Source organism: Kitasatospora sp. NPDC006697 (assembly GCF_042869935.1).
Taxonomy (GTDB): domain Bacteria; phylum Actinomycetota; class Actinomycetes; order Streptomycetales; family Streptomycetaceae; genus Kitasatospora.
In genome coordinates this window covers 106,849-121,876 of record NZ_JBIAGU010000016.1, presented here as the reverse complement: position 1 = coordinate 121,876, position 15,028 = coordinate 106,849, and the positions used below count along the sequence as shown (strand labels likewise).

At 70.9% G+C, this 15,028-nt stretch carries 10 protein-coding genes; 7 read left to right on the top strand and 3 right to left on the bottom strand.

Annotation, left to right across the window (positions count from 1 at the left end; genetic code table 11):
- Positions 1–4: 4 nt before the first annotated feature.
- Positions 5–1,594, bottom strand: a complete 1,590-nt coding sequence (locus ACFYNO_RS22735; RefSeq protein ID WP_388015237.1) for an oleate hydratase — start codon at positions 1,592–1,594, stop codon at positions 5–7.
- Positions 1,595–1,900: 306 nt separating this feature from the next.
- Here ACFYNO_RS22735 and ACFYNO_RS22730 point away from each other — a divergent pair, with 306 nt between their 5' ends.
- The 6 genes from ACFYNO_RS22730 to pflA all read left to right on the top strand — a co-directional run bounded on the left by ACFYNO_RS22730 (position 1,901) and on the right by pflA (position 12,167).
- Positions 1,901–4,285, top strand: coding sequence for a phosphoketolase (locus tag ACFYNO_RS22730; protein ID WP_388015234.1), 2,385 nt, complete (start codon positions 1,901–1,903; stop codon positions 4,283–4,285).
- Positions 4,286–4,324: 39 nt separating this feature from the next.
- Complete coding sequence (locus ACFYNO_RS22725; RefSeq protein ID WP_388015231.1) at positions 4,325–5,140, top strand: universal stress protein; 816 nt, start codon at positions 4,325–4,327, stop codon at positions 5,138–5,140.
- 140 nt (positions 5,141–5,280) lie between these two features.
- Positions 5,281–6,138 carry a universal stress protein gene (locus tag ACFYNO_RS22720; protein ID WP_388015228.1) on the top strand — a complete coding sequence of 286 codons (858 nt, stop codon included), beginning with the start codon at positions 5,281–5,283 and terminating at the stop codon, positions 6,136–6,138.
- A gap of 225 nt (positions 6,139–6,363) precedes the next feature.
- Entirely contained in the window at positions 6,364–9,006 is a 2,643-nt protein-coding gene (gene adhE / locus ACFYNO_RS22715) for a bifunctional acetaldehyde-CoA/alcohol dehydrogenase (protein WP_388015225.1), read from the top strand.
- A 35-nt stretch (positions 9,007–9,041) separates the two neighbouring features.
- Entirely contained in the window at positions 9,042–11,303 is a 2,262-nt protein-coding gene (pflB, locus tag ACFYNO_RS22710; RefSeq protein WP_388015222.1) for a formate C-acetyltransferase, read from the top strand.
- An 81-nt stretch (positions 11,304–11,384) separates the two neighbouring features.
- Positions 11,385–12,167, top strand: coding sequence for a pyruvate formate-lyase-activating protein (pflA, locus tag ACFYNO_RS22705; RefSeq protein WP_388015219.1), 783 nt, complete (start codon positions 11,385–11,387; stop codon positions 12,165–12,167).
- 394 nt (positions 12,168–12,561) lie between these two features.
- Here pflA and ACFYNO_RS22700 read toward each other — a convergent pair whose 3' ends face one another.
- The gene (locus ACFYNO_RS22700; RefSeq protein WP_388015216.1) at positions 12,562–13,383 is read right to left on the bottom strand and encodes an ABC transporter permease subunit; all 822 of its coding nucleotides are present in this window, start codon (positions 13,381–13,383) and stop codon (positions 12,562–12,564) included.
- Positions 13,380–14,309, bottom strand: a complete 930-nt coding sequence (locus ACFYNO_RS22695) for an ABC transporter ATP-binding protein (protein ID WP_388015213.1) — start codon at positions 14,307–14,309, stop codon at positions 13,380–13,382. Before ACFYNO_RS22695 ends, ACFYNO_RS22700 begins: the two co-directional genes overlap by 4 nt.
- A gap of 241 nt (positions 14,310–14,550) precedes the next feature.
- Between ACFYNO_RS22695 and ACFYNO_RS22690 the strand changes: the two genes are divergently transcribed.
- A complete protein-coding gene (locus ACFYNO_RS22690) occupies positions 14,551–14,997 on the top strand; it encodes a universal stress protein (RefSeq protein ID WP_388015210.1) in 447 nt (148 codons plus the stop codon).
- Positions 14,998–15,028 lie beyond the last annotated feature (31 nt).

The following is a 15,028-nucleotide window of genomic DNA, read 5'->3' as shown; positions in this document are numbered from 1 at the left end:
GTGATCAGGCGAAGGCGGTTCGCAGGGCCCGCAGGACCGTGGCGGGTTCGGCCAGGGCGTGGTGGACCGGCGGGACGGGCAGGTCGAGGCCGAGAAGTTGGTAGACGGCGTGCATGGCGCCGCGCACGGAGTACTCGACGGTGAAGACGACGTCCTCGGGGATCTCGACGTACTGGCCGAGGAGGGCGAAGTTGCGGGCGCCGTGCGGGATCACGCGCGGGCGGTCGTGCACGTCGCGGCGGGCGAACTGGCTGGTGATGTACGGCATCATCGCGGTGGTGACGGTCGTGGTGGCGAGGATGTCGTCGGTCAGGTCCTCGAAGCCGAGCTGGCCCAGGAGTTCGGTGAGGACCTCCCGCCCGGTGCAGTCGGCCATCGGCTTGGCGGTGTAATCGCCGGGGGCGTCGATGAACAGGCCGTATCCCCACAGGGTGAAGACGTCGTCCGGCTGTCCGTCGAAGTGCGGCGGGCGGGGAACGACGATCGACATCAGCCAGGGCGAGTCCTTGAAGGTCATCAGCGCGCCCGTCCCCGGGGCGTTCCCGCTGAACTCCTCGATCCGCTTCAACAGGGCGGGGCTGCGCATGGTCAGAGTGAACGACTCCCAGGCGGCCTCAGGGATGCTGCCGTTGAAGACGGCGGGCCGGCCGAAGTCGGGGGCCTTGCGCGCGAGGGTCTCCCAGAGCGTCCAGCTCCCGTCGCGCTTGTCGCGGACCACCTCGGGTGCGGTGCGGTCGTCGCCGTAGGAGGCGTCTGCGGTCATCGAGCCGAGCGTGATGAACGCCAGGTCGAGCTCGGCGAGTTCGACCTCTCCATGTCGGCCCCCGCGGTCGAGGTGCAGGCGCCTGGCGCGGCGGATGCCGTCGTGCTCGGTGAAGTCGATGTCGGTGACGGTGACACCGTGCTCGAAGCGCACCCCGTGCTCCACCAACCAGGCTGTGAGCGGCCGGACGATGGAGTCGTACTGGTTGAGGCGGGTCCTGCGCACACCGGCGAGGGTGTGGATGCGCGGGAACTCCTGGAGGAAGCGCAGTAGGTAGCGCTTGAGTTCGATCGCGCTGTGCCAGTTCTGGAAGGCGAAGGTGGTGCGCCACATCGCCCAGAAGTTGGTGGTGAAGAAGTGCGCGGAGAAGAGTTCGTCGATCCGGCGCGCGCCGATCACCGACTCGGGCATGACCAGCAGCCGGGTCAGCTCGAGCCGGTCGTGCGTGTCGAGGCCGAGCCGGGCGGCGTCGATGATGCGGTGGTCGCGGTCGATCAGCCGGGCCTTGGCGTCGGTCGGCCATGCCCGGTTGAAGTCGACGATCTCTTGGCGGACGGAGACCTCCGGGTCGTGCAGGGTCGGGATCGTCTCCAGCAGGTTCCACAGGCAGGTGTAGGCCTCGTCCTCCAGCATCCGCCCGCCGCGGGTCACGTATGCCGCTTCCGGTGAGCCCCGGCCGTCGAGCGAGCCACCCGCGAGTGGGAGCTGCTCCAGGATGTGGATGTTCTCGCCGGGGATGTCGCCGTCCCGGATCAGGAAGGCCGCGGCCGCCAGGGCGGCGATCCCGCCGCCGACCAGGTACGCCTTCGTCGCGCGTTCGCTGTCGATCATGTTCTGTTCCAGTCGCCGGCGGATGTGCCTGCGCTGTTCGGCAGGCTGCGCCGTCAGCCTCCGCTCGTGGCAGTCCAGGCGACCAGGGCCGGCACACCCCTGCTACAGGGCCGGTGGTCCCCAATGGCGGCCGCCGGTCGGCCCTGCGCCGAGCGCGGGAACGTTCTGCTGGGCCACAGGTCCCGGTGCTGTGCCGCGCGGCGTGGCCCGATCGGCCCTGTACCTGGTTGTCTGCGCAGAGTGACGATGGGGCACAGCCCGCCACCAGCGGCTAGACCAGCCGACGTCCCCGAGGAGACCGCAGTCATGTCCGTGACCGCCGCTTCGACACCCGAAGATCTGTCCGAGAGCGAGCTGGGGGCACTCGACGCCCACTGGCGTGCCGCCAACTACCTGGCGGCCGGTCAGATCTACCTGATGGCCAATCCGCTGCTGCGCGAGCCGCTGCGACCGGAGCACATCAAGCCCCGCTTGCTGGGCCACTGGGGCACCTCGCCCGGCCTCAACCTGGTGCACACCCACCTCAACCGGGTGATCGGGTCCCGCGGCATGGAGGCGATCTGCGTCTGGGGACCGGGCCACGGTGGTCCGGCGGTCCTCGCCAACTCCTGGCTGGAGGGCAGCTACACCGAGACCTACCCGGACATCACCCGGGACGCCGAGGGCATGGCGAAGCTGTTCCGGCAGTTCTCCTTCCCCGGCGGGGTCCCCAGCCACGTGGCGCCCGAGACGCCCGGCTCGATCCACGAGGGCGGCGAGCTGGGCTACGCGCTCTCGCACGCCTACGGCGCGGCGCTGGACAACCCCGGTTTGCTGGTCGCCTGCGTGATCGGCGACGGTGAGGCGGAGACCGGACCGCTGGCCGCTTCCTGGCACGGCAACAAGTTCCTCGACCCGGTCCACGACGGCGCCGTGCTGCCGATCTTGCACCTCAACGGGTACAAGATCGCCAACCCCACCGTGCTCGCCCGCGTGCCCGAGGACGAGCTGGACGCCCTGCTGCGCGGCTACGGACACGACCCGCTCCACGTCACCGGCGACGACCCGTTGACCATCCACCGAGCGATGGCCGCCGCCATGGACACCGCGGTCGACCGGATCGCAGCCTTCCAGCACGCCGCGCGCCAGGACGGCGTCACCGAGCGGCCCGCCTGGCCCGTGATCGTGCTGCGCACCCCCAAGGGCTGGACCGGCCCGGCCGAGGTGGACGGCGTGCCGGTGGAGGGCACCTGGCGCGCCCACCAGGTCCCGCTCGACCAGGTTCGCGACAACCCCGGGCACCTCGCCCAGCTGGAGGCCTGGCTGCGCTCCTACCGTCCCGAGGAACTGTTCGACGAGCGGGGACGGCCCACCGAGCAGGTCCTCGACTGCGTTCCCGAAGGCCGTCGCCGGCTCGGCGCCAACCCGCACGCCAACGGCGGCCTGCTGCTGCGCGACCTGCCCCTGCCCGCGCTGGAGCGCTTCGCCGTCCCGGTCGACAAGCCCGGCGCCACCCTGCACGAACCCACCCGGATCCTCGGCGACCTGCTCGAGCAGGTGATGGCCGACACCGCCGAGCGCCGCGACTTCCGGATCGTCGGCCCGGACGAGACCGCCTCCAATCGGCTCCAGGCCGTCTACGCCGCCACCGACAAGGCATGGCAGGCCCAGGTGCTGAACACCGACGAACACCTCGCCCACGACGGCCGGGTGATGGAGATCCTCTCCGAACACACCTGCCAGGGATGGCTGGAGGGCTACCTGCTGACCGGCCGCCACGGCCTGTTCTCCTGCTACGAGGCGTTCGTCCACATCGTCGACTCGATGGTCAACCAGCACATCAAGTGGCTGCGCACCACCCGGCAGATCCCTTGGCGCGCGCCGGTCGCCTCGCTCAACTACCTGCTCACCTCGCACGTCTGGCGCCAGGACCACAACGGCTTCTCCCACCAGGACCCCGGCTTCGTCGACCACGTCCTCAACAAGAGCCCCGAGGCCGTGCGCGTCTACTTCCCGCCGGACGCCAACACCCTGCTCGCGGTCGCCGACCATGTCCTGCGCAGCCGGGACTACGTCAACGTGGTGGTGGCCGGCAAGCAGCCCTGCTTCGACTGGCTCACCCTGGACCAGGCGCGAGCGCACTGCGCCCGCGGGGCGGGCATCTGGGAGTGGGCCGGCACCGACGACGGCACGGGTGAGCCGGACGTCGTGCTCGCCTGCGCGGGCGACGTCCCGACCCAGGAGGTGATCGCCGCCGCGGAGCTGCTGCGCCGTCACCTGCCCGACCTGGCGGTGCGGGTGGTCAACGTGGTCGACCTGGCCCGGCTGATGCCCGCCGAGGAGCACCCGCACGGCATGCCCGACGCCGAATTCGACGCCCTGTTCACCCGCGACAAGCCGGTGGTCTTCGCCTACCACGGCTACCCCTGGCTGATCCACCGCCTCGCCTACCGCCGCACCGTCCACCCGCACCTGCACGTGCGCGGCTACAAGGAGTCCGGCACCACCACCACGCCCTTCGACATGGTCGTGCGCAACGACCTCGACCGCTACCGCCTGGTCATGGACGTCATCGACCGCACCCCCGGACTCGCCGTCCGCGCCGCCGCCCTGCGCCAGCAGATGGCCGACCAGCGCCTGCGCCACCACGACTGGATCCGCGAACACGGCAACGACCTGCCCGAGATCACCGACTGGCAGCCTGGCAGCTGACCCAGGCCGAAGGCGCTCCACCCGAAGGAGACCACCACCATGGACCTGCCCATCGCCGTCGGGGTAGACGGCTCCGACGCCAGCCTGGCCGCCGCCGACTGGGCCGCACGTGAGGCACTGTTGCGCGCCCGCCCGTTGCGGGTCCTGCACGCCCAGCCCCTGATGCCGCACTTGCTCCCCAGCTGGAGCCGGCCGACCCAGTCCAGCTACGACCTGCTCCACGAGGTCCGGCACGTCCTCGCGGTGCGCCACCCGCAGGTGACGGTCCGCACCGACGAGGTCCACGAGGCCGTCACCGCTGCGTTGGTCGCCGCGGGGGAGGACGCCGAGCTGCTGGTGCTCGGGGCGCGCGGTAGCGACGGTTTCCCGGAGCTGCGCGTCGGCTCCACCGCCCTGCACGTCGCGGCCCGGGCCGGCTGTCCCACGGTGCTGCTGCCGGTGGACAGCCCGGGCGCGCACCCGCGCGAGCAGGTGGTCGTGGGATTGGACGCCCGCCGTCCTGCCGAGGCGGCGCTGCTCTTCGCGTTCCTGGCCGCACGAAGCTACGGCCTGCCGTTGCGGATCGTGCACGCCGAGGCAGGTTCGGCAGCGGCGGGGGCCGACCAGGGACACGGCGTCGGGACCGCGCTGCTCACCCGGGTCCTGGAGCCCTGGAAGGCGGCCTATCCCGAGGTCGAGGTGGTCGCTGACACGGAGGGCGCCGCACCGGGCCCGGCACTGGTGGAGGCGTCGGCCAAGGCCCGGTTGCTGGTGCTCGGCCGCCGGCCGACCGATCAGGTCGGCCTGCTCGGACCGGTGGCCCATGCGGTCCTGCACCACGCCGACTGCCCGGTGGCGGTCGTACCCGAGGCATGAGCGCAGCCCTGACCGGGACCTTCGGGACCGGTCAGGGCTGCTCGGCCCCTGGGACCGGCCGTCGCTGGCCGCCAGCCTGTCCATCAGACACGAGGTCGCGCACATCGGTCCGCGACCGCAGAACGAAAGAGGTCGTGATCATGTCTCACACAGTGGTGGTGGGAGTTGACGGATCAGCGCAGAGCGCGGCCGCGGCCGAGTGGGCGGCCTACCAGGCCCACCGGAGCGGCCGGGCGCTGCGGATGATCCACGCCGGTGCCGCGGAGCCGTTCTCGGTGGAGCCCGCGGAGCCGGAGCAGTCGCTGCCCCGGCCGGTGCTCGAACTACGGGACCATCTCGCCGACGTGCTGCCGGGCCTGCAGATCTCCTGCGAGCACGTCCCCGGTCACCCGGCCTACGCACTTGTCGCTGCCGGAGACCGGGAGGGCCTGCTCGTGCTCGGCACACGCGGACAGGGCGGGCTCACCGGTTTGCTGGCCGGGTCGGTCGCGCTGCGCGCGGCGGCGCACGCCGCCTGCCCGGTGGTCCTGCTCCGGGGCGGCGCGGACGGCGACGGCGGTGTGCAGTCCGACGTGGTGGTGGGGGTGGACAGCGCCCGGCCCAGTGCCGAGGTCATCTCCTTCGCCTTCGAGCAGGCCGCCGAACGGGGAGCGAAGCTGCGGGCGCTGGAGAGCCGGAACATACCCACCGGGCGGTACCTGACGGCTGCTCCGATAGACCCGCCGCAGATCACGGATGCCCTGGCGGCGGCTGCGCTGGTCCGGCTCCAGGATGCGCTGGCGCCTTGGCGGGAGAAGTTTCCCGAGGCGCGCGTCGAGGCCGAGGTGACCGGCTGGTCGGCGGGGAAGGCACTGGTGGAGGCATCCCGCGGCGCTTCGTTGGTGGTGGTGGGTCGGCGGACCCCGAGGGTCCGGCCGGCCGTGCCCGGGCTGGGTGCCGTGGCCAACGCAGTGCTGCATCACACGCACAGCCCGGTCGCGGTGGTGCCGCACGACTGAGAGGTAAGGCCGTAGTGGCCGTGGCAGGACCGGCAGCACCCGGTCTTGTCACGGCCACCGGCGTGTGTGGCCCGGCCGCGGTCGGACGAGGGGACCTTCGGCCCGCAGGCGTACCCCAACGGCCACCTCCCTGCCCAGCACCGCCCGGGAAGGCTGTCGGTGGAAGCGCGGGCGATGCCCGCCGGCGCCCGATCCCCGGATGACAAACCGAAAGGTGGTCCCGCCATGCCCCGCCGCCCGCAGGCCGAGGAGCAGACTCCTCCTGCCGAGACCCCGGTTTCCACCGTCGACGCCTTGGTCGCCGACGCCCTGACGGCTCTTCGGAAGTACGCCGACTTCACCCAGGAGCAGGTCGACCGCATCGTCAAGAAGGCGTCTCTGGCCGCACTGGCCCAGCACACCGGCCTGGCCGCGCTGGCGGTGCAGGAGACCGGGCGCGGCGTGTTCGAGGACAAGGCCGTCAAGAACGTCTTCGCCTGCGAGAACGTCACCCACGTGATGGCCCGCACGAAGACCGTGGGCGTGGTGCACCGGGACGAGATCGACGGGATCGTGGAGATCGCCGAAGCGGTCGGCGTGGTCGCCGGCATCACCCCGGTCACCAACCCCACCTCCACCACGATCTTCAAGTGCCTGCTGGCACTGAAGACCCGCAACCCGATCGTCTTCGCCTTCCACCCCTCGGCCCAACGCTGCTCGGCACAGGCAGCCCGGATCGTGCGGGAGGCGGCGGTGGCGGCCGGAGCGCCGGAGTCCTGCATCCAGTGGATCGAGGAGCCGTCGATGGCGGCCACCCACGCCCTGATGAACCACCCGGACGTGGCGACCATCCTGGCGACGGGCGGCAACGCGATGGTCCGCGCCGCCTACTCCTGCGGCAAACCGGCCCTCGGCGTCGGCGCCGGCAACGTCCCCGCCTACGTCGAGCGGAGCGCGGACCTGAGGCGGGCCGTCAACGACATCGTGCTGTCGAAGACCTTCGACAACGGCATGATCTGCGCCTCCGAACAGGCCGTCATCCTGGACGCGGAGATCCGCGAGGCCGCGCTCGCGGAGTTCCGCACGCTGAAGGCGTATCACGCGAGCGCCGAGGAGAAGGTGCTGCTGGAGCGGCACCTGTTCCCCGCCGGGGACGGCGGCTCCTCCTGCGCGGGCGAGCGTCTGAACGCAGAGGCAGTGGGCCGCAGCGCCCACGAGATCGCCGCCGCGGCCGGGTTCGAGGTGCCGGCCGATACCTCGGTGATCCTGGTGGATGCGGACCGGGTGGGCCCGAGCGAGCCGCTGACCCGGGAGAAGCTGTGCCCGGTACTGGCCGTGCTGACCGCCGCCTCGCGCCGCGAGGGTGTCGAACTGGCGGCGGCAATGGTGGAGTTCAATGGTTTGGGGCACTCGGCGGCGGTGCACACCGAGGACGCCGCGTTCGTCGAGGAGTTCGGTCACGCCGTCAAGGCCTGTCGGATCATCTGGAACGCGCCCAGCTCACAGGGCGGCATCGGCGACGTCTACAACGCCTTCACCCCCTCGCTGACGCTCGGCTGCGGTTCCTACGGGCACAACTCCGTGGCCGGCAACGTCTCGGCACTCAACTTGCTGAACATCAAGCGGATCGGGCGGCGCAACACCAACATGCAGTGGTTCAAGGTCCCCCCGAAGATCTACTTCGAGCGCAACTCGATCAAGTACCTGGCCAGCATGCCGAACGCTCACCGGATCGTCATCGTGACCGATCCGACCATGGTGGAGATCGGGCACCTGGAGCGGATCCGGGGCATCCTGGACCGCCGCCGCGAACCCGTCGAGGTCCGCGTCGTCGACTTCGTCGAGCCCAACCCGAGCATCGACACCGTCCGGCGGGGCGCCGAGCTGATGCGCGAGTTCCACCCCGACACCATCGTGGCGCTCGGCGGCGGCTCGCCGATGGACGCGGCCAAGGTGATGTGGCTGATGTACGAGCACCCCGAGGTCGAGTTCGCCGACCTGAAGGAGAAGTTCTTCGACATCCGCAAGCGCGCCTTCACCTTCCCGGACCTCGGCGAGAAGGCGAAGCTCGTGTGCGTCCCGACGACGTCGGGCACCGGAGCCGAGGTCACCCCGTTCGCGGTGATCACCGACACCGCCACCGGACAGAAGTACCCGCTCGCCGACTACGCGCTCACCCCGAGCGTGGCCATAATCGACCCGGCGCTCACTACCCACCTGCCGCCCGCGGTCACCGCAGACACCGGCTTCGACGCCCTCACCCACTGCATCGAGACCTACGTTTCCGTCTACGCCAACGACTTCACCGACGGACTCGCCCTCCAGGGCATCCGGCTGGTCTTCGAGCACCTGGAGCAGGCCGTCACCGACGGCCCGAACAACCCGCTCGCGCGGGAGAAGATGCACAACGCCGGCACCATCGCCGGCATGGCCTTCGGTTCCGCCTTCCTCGGCGTGGTGCACGCCATGGCCCACACCCTGGGCGCCACCTTCCACGTCGCCCACGGCCGCACCAACGCGCTGCTGCTGCCGCACGTGATCCGCTACAACGGCACCGCGCCGGCGAAGGTCACCAGCTGGCCCAAGTACCGCAGCTACGTGGCCCCGGAGCGGTACCAGGCCATCGCCCGGATGCTCGGTCTGCCCGCCGACACCTCAGAGCAGGGCGTCGAGTCCCTGGCCGCCGCGGTCGAGGAACTGCGCGACCGGGTGGGCATCCCGCGCTCCTTCAAGGAGGCGGGAGTGGACGAGCAGGCGTTCCTGGCGGCCCTGCCACAGCAGGCGATGAACGCCTACGAGGACCAGTGCGCCCCGGCCAACCCCCGGATGCCGTTGCTCGCCGACATGCAGCAGCTGATGCGTCAGGCCTTCTACGGCGACCGGTCCTGACCACCACCAACCCGAGCGAGAAGGACGGACCGACCATGACCACCCAGCAGCAGCCGACCGCCACCGCCTGGGACGGCTTCCAAGGAGAGCGGTGGCGCGAGGCCATCGACGTGCGCGACTTCATCCAGCACAACTACACCCCCTACGAAGGCGACGGATTCTTCCTGGCCGGGCCCACCGAGCGGACCCTCGCGGTGTGGAAGCTGATTGCCGACCGCTTCCCCGAGGAGCGGGCGAAGGGGGTGTACGACGTCGCCCACGACGTGCCCGCCGGCATCACCGCGCACGTGCCCGGATACATCGACCGGGAGCGGGAGTTGATCGTCGGGTTGCAGACCGACGCCCCCCTCAAGCGCGCGATCATGCCCTACGGCGGCTGGCGGATGGTCGCCGGCGCGTTGAAGACCTACGGCTACCCGGTCGACCCGGGACTGGAGAAGGTGTTCACCGAGTACCGCAAGACCCACAACGACGGCGTCTTCGACGCCTACACCCCCGAGATCCTCGCCGCCCGCAAGGCCGGCGTCATCACCGGCCTGCCCGACGCCTACGGCCGCGGCCGGATCATCGGCGACTACCGCCGGGTGCCGCTGTACGGCGTGGACCGGCTGATCGAGGGGAAGCGGGCCGAGAAGGCCGAACTGGACCACTTGCCGCACGATCCGTCGCGGCTGGAGGAGACCATCCGGGAGCGCGAGGAACTCGCCGAGCAGATCAGGGCACTCGGCGAACTGAAGCAGATGGCCGCCGGCTACGGCCACGACGTCTCCGGCCCCGCGACGACGGCCCGCGAGGCGGTCCAGTGGCTCTACTTCGCCTACCTGGCCGCCGTGAAGGAGCAGAACGGCGCCGCGATGTCGCTGGGCCGCACCTCCACCTTCCTCGACATCTATCTGCAACGGGACCTCGAAGCAGGCAGGTTGACCGAGGAGCAGGCGCAGGAGCTGGTCGACGACTTCGTCATCAAGTTGCGGATCGTGCGCTTCCTGCGTACCCCGGAGTACGACGAGCTGTTCTCCGGCGACCCGACCTGGGTCACCGAGTCCATCGGCGGCATGGGTGAGGACGGGCGCCCGTTGGTGACGCGGACCTCCTTCCGCTACCTCCAGACCCTCTACAACCTCGGCCCCGCTCCCGAGCCCAACCTGACCGTGTTCTGGTCGCCACAACTCCCTGAGGGTTTCAAGGAGTTCTGCGCCAAGGTGTCAATCGACACCTCCAGTATCCAGTACGAGTCGGACGAGCTGATGCGCCCGCGCTTCGGCGACGACACCGCCATCGCCTGCTGCGTCTCCGCGATGCCGGTCGGCAAGCAGATGCAGTTCTTCGGCGCCCGGGTCAACCTCGCCAAGACCCTCCTCTACGCGATCAACGGCGGCCGGGACGAGATCTCCGGCACCCAGGCCGGCCCTGCCACCGGCCCGATCACCGCCGACGTCCTCGACTACGAGGAGGTGCTCGCCAAGTTCGACCAGCAGCTCGACTGGCTGGCCGCCACCTACGTCCACGCACTGGACGTCATCCACTACATGCACGACAGGTACGCCTACGAGCGTCTGGAGATGGCCCTCCACGACCGCGACGTCCGGCGCACCCTGGCCTGCGGCATCGCAGGCCTCGCGGTGGCGGCCGACTCGCTCTCCGCCATCAAGCACGCGACGGTCCGCCCGGTGCGCGACGACACCGGTCTCGCCGTCGACTACTCGGTCGAGGGCGAGTACCCGGCCTACGGCAACAACGACGACCGGGCCGACGCCATCGCGGTGCGCCTGGTCGAGGAGTTCATGGACAAGGTACGCAAGCACCCCACCTACCGCGGCGCCGAGCACACCCAGTCCGTGCTGACCATCACCTCCAACGTCGTCTACGGCAGGAAGACCGGCGCGACCCCGGACGGCCGCAAGGCCGGCGAACCGTTCTCCCCGGGCGCCAACCCGATGAACGGACGTGACCGCCACGGCTACGTCGCCGCGGCCCTGTCCGTGGCCAAGCTCCCCTACGAGCAGGCCGAGGACGGCATCTCCCTCACCAACACCGTCACCCCCGACGCACTCGGCCGCACCGAGGAGGAGCGGATCGCCAACCTGGTCGGCGTGCTCGACGGCTACACCGCCTGCGGCGGCTTCCACATGAACGTCAACGTCCTCAACCGCGACACCCTGCTGGACGCCATGGAACACCCGCAGAACTACCCCCAGTTGACCATCCGGGTCAGCGGCTACGCGGTCAACTTCGTCCGCCTCACCCGGGAGCAGCAGCTCGACGTGATCGGCCGCACCTTCCACAGCGCGCTGTAGCCGCCGCCCACCAGCCCGCGGTGCCGACACCCTCCCCGACCACAGGTGTCGGCACCGCGTCTTTGTGCAAGGAGAACCGCGATGACCGAAACCACCGCCGCCCCGGCCGACACCTCTGCACCTCCGTCCTGCCTGGTGACCGGCCGACTGCACTCCTGGGACCTGTCCACCGGCGTCGACGGTCCAGGCACGCGCTTCGTCGCCTTCCTCGACGGCTGCCCGCTGCGCTGCCTCTACTGCCACAACCCCGACACCTGGCACCTGCGCGAGGGCCGGCGCACCACCGCCGACGAGATCGTCCAGGAGGCCGCCAAGTACACCGAGTTCATCCGCGCCTCCGGCGGCGGAGCGACGATCAGCGGCGGCGAGCCGCTGCTCCAGCCGCATCTGACCGGCGAGTTGCTGCACCGCTTCAAGCACGAACTCGGCCTGCACACCGCCCTGGACACCTCCGGCTTCCTCGGCTCCCGCGCCACCGACACGCTGCTCGCCGACACCGACCTCGTCCTGCTCGACATCAAATCCTGGAACCACGCGCTCTACCGCCACCTGACCAGGCAGAGGCTCGCTCCCACCCTGGACTTCGCCCGACGCCTGGCCGGCCTCGGCACGGAGGTCTGGGTCCGCTTCGTCCTCGTCCCGGGGCTCACCGACCTCGCCGAGAACATCGAGGGCGTTGCCTCCTTCGCAGCCTCCCTCGGCAACGTCGCCCGGGTCGACGTGCTGCCCTTCCACAAGCTCGGCGCCGCCAAATGGCGTGCGCTGGGTCTGGAGTTCACCCTCGCCGACACGCCGACGCCCACCCGCGACCAGGTGGCCGCGGCTCGCGCGGTGTTCGCCGCCCACGGATTGCACGCCGTCTGACCGAGCCCGCAACACTTGCTCCCCGGCAGGTCGAGCCCACAGCTCCTCGACCGACCGGGGAGCATCGTCGTGCTCGCGCTGCGTGCCGCTGGAGCAGCGGCGGCGTGGCACCGGGCTCCTGGCGCGCGTGATCCGGCAGCCGCCGAGGGATTTCCGTGGCCTACTTCCAGGGCTGCTCCGGCCCTGGGCCATGGATACCGGAAAGCGGCCGAGACCCGTGGACGCGAAAGCGCAGTGGCCGGCCGCGATCGTGCCGCGGTCGGCCACTGCGGGTGCGGTGGGTGTCGGCCCCAGCCTCCAGCTGTCGGCCGCGGGCAGTGCTCTGCTGATCGGGTTGTTCGATCAGGGTGTGGATGCCAGCCGGCTCTCGGGCGGGCTGCGGGCGGTGTGGTGCTCAGGGAGCCAGGTCCCGGCGCAGGAGCAACGGGAGTGCGGCCGCGATCCCGGCGCACCCGACGGCCACCAGGACGGCGAACGGGACCCAGGCGATCGTCCCGTGGGCGAGCGCGTCACCGGGCGTGTAGTAGTGGAACGGACTCAGGTAGCGCAGCGGCCCGGCCGGATGCCAGGCCATCGCGATGAAGTTGACGGCGAAGCCAACGGCGCCCACCGCGATGGTGGCGCCGATCACCTGGGCCCGGTGGCGAGCCGCAGCCGAGACGGCCAACGCCGGACCGGACAGACAGAGCGTGAACGCACAGCCCGCCAGGCCGGCCGCGAGCACGCCGCGCAGAGGGACCGCATGGTGCAGGGCAGGAGTGAGGGCCACACCACCGGCGACCGCCAACGTGGCGGCGGCGTTGAGCGCCAGCGAGGCGGCGACCACGGCGGCCGCCCGTTCGGCCAGCAGCCTCAGACGGGAGACCGGACGGACCATCAGCAGCTCCACGGTGCCCGACTCGACGTCGGCCGCGACAGCAGCCGCAGCGAGCGAGCCGATCGCCGTCAGCTGCATGGCGATCCAGAACGGGTGCACCAGACCGGCCCCGAGCAGACCGGGGTAGCTGGCGATGGACACGTCACCGGTCGATCCGGAGAACGCCTTCAATGCCTCGGGTCCGGTCGGGCCTGTCCCGGCGAACAGCTGGGTCGGCGGCACCGCGCGGATGACGGCCACGATCAGCGCCTCGAAGACGACCATTCCGGCGGCCAGGAATGCCAGCATCCTGCGGCGCCGGTGCAGAGCCAGCCAGAACAACGGGAACCGGGCCCTCACGACCGCACCTCCGCCGCTTCGACATCCTGCCGGTACAGGTCGAGGAACGCCTCGTCCAGCCTGGCCTCCTCCACCGACAGGTCCGCCACCGGCAGCGCGGCCAGGAGCTCCCGCAGGCCCGCGACCAACTCCGCCGGCGGGACCAGCAGCTGGACCTCGTCCCCGTTCCAGCGCGGTGACCAGCGCTCCGCCGGCCCCAGGCCCCGGGTACCCCGGCCATCGGCCAGTACCAGCCGCACCCGCCTGGCGCGCTCCTGCCGCAAGGTGGACACGGCCCGCACCGCGACCAACCGCCCCGCGCGCACCAGCGCCACCCGCCCGCAGGCCCGCTGCACCTCCGGCAGCACGTGGCTCGACAACAGCACCGTACGTCCCGCGTGCGAAGCCTCCTCAAGCAGCGCGAAGAAGACCTCCTGGACCAGCGGATCCAGACCCTCGGTGGGCTCGTCCAGCACCACCAGCTCAGGGTCGTGCTGAAGCGCCTGGACCAGGCCCAGCTTCTGCTTCATACCGCGCGAGTACTCCCGCACCGGCCGGCCCAAATCGGCACCCCTCAGCCCCAGACGCTCGCACAGCTCCGCGCGCCGGGGCGTTGCCGCGCCCTGCAGATCCCCGAGCAGCCGCAGCGTCTGAGTGCCGGTCAGCTCCGGATACAGGCGGAGTTCCCCCGGCAGGTATCCCAGCCGCGGGGCCACGTGCCGGTGATCGGCGACCGGGTCCAGGCCCAGCAGGCGGATCCGCCCGGCGCTCGGCCGCAGCAAGCCCACCAGGCAGCGGATGGTGGTGGTCTTCCCAGCGCCGTTGGGGCCCAGGAACCCGAAGATCTCACCTCGCTGCACGGTGAGGTCGAGCTGGTCGACACCCGCCTTGTGGCCGTAGAACTTGCTCAGTCCGGCCAGCTCGATGGCCGGCCCCTCTAGCTCCATGCTCGTCTCCCTGCCTCGCGGCCGCCTCTGTTGAGGCTTCGTCTCGCACGCCTACTGCACCGCATGGACCCGGGCGGTGACAGGGACTCATGGGCCCTGTTCGGCAGGCCCGTCGGCCCCCGGAACGGCATTCGTGCCGCACCGGGGCTGAAGGTCCCGGCACAGCGGCCCCCTCGGCCCTTCGCCACCACGGGCCCGTCGACCGATGGTGGAGGCGACCACAGCGACAGGGAGAAGAACCGTGACCGAGCAGACTGAACCCCAGCGGCGGATCGTCGTCGGCGTGGACGGATCGCCGTCCTCGATCGACGCGTTGAGCTGGGCCGTCGACCAGGCCCGCACCCGTGGCGCCGTCATCGAGGCGCTCACCGCCTGGCAGTACCCGGTGGCCACCGGCTGGACGCTGCCGATGGAGACCGGCGAGGATCTCGCCGCCATCATGCGCAAGGTGCTCGACGACGCCATCGCGCAGGCGACCGGCGCGGTGGGCCCGATCGAGATCCGCCCCCGGGTGGTGCAGGGCGGCGCCGCGTCCTGCCTGCTGGAGGCGGCCCAGGGCGCCGATCTCCTGGTCGTCGGCAGCCGAGGCCACGGCGGCTTCGTCGGCGCGCTGCTGGGCTCCGTCGCCGGCCACTGCGTGCAGCACGCGCCGTGCCCCGTCGTCGTGGTCCGCCACTCGACGCACTGAACACCCGACTGCACGACACCGCCCGTCCAGG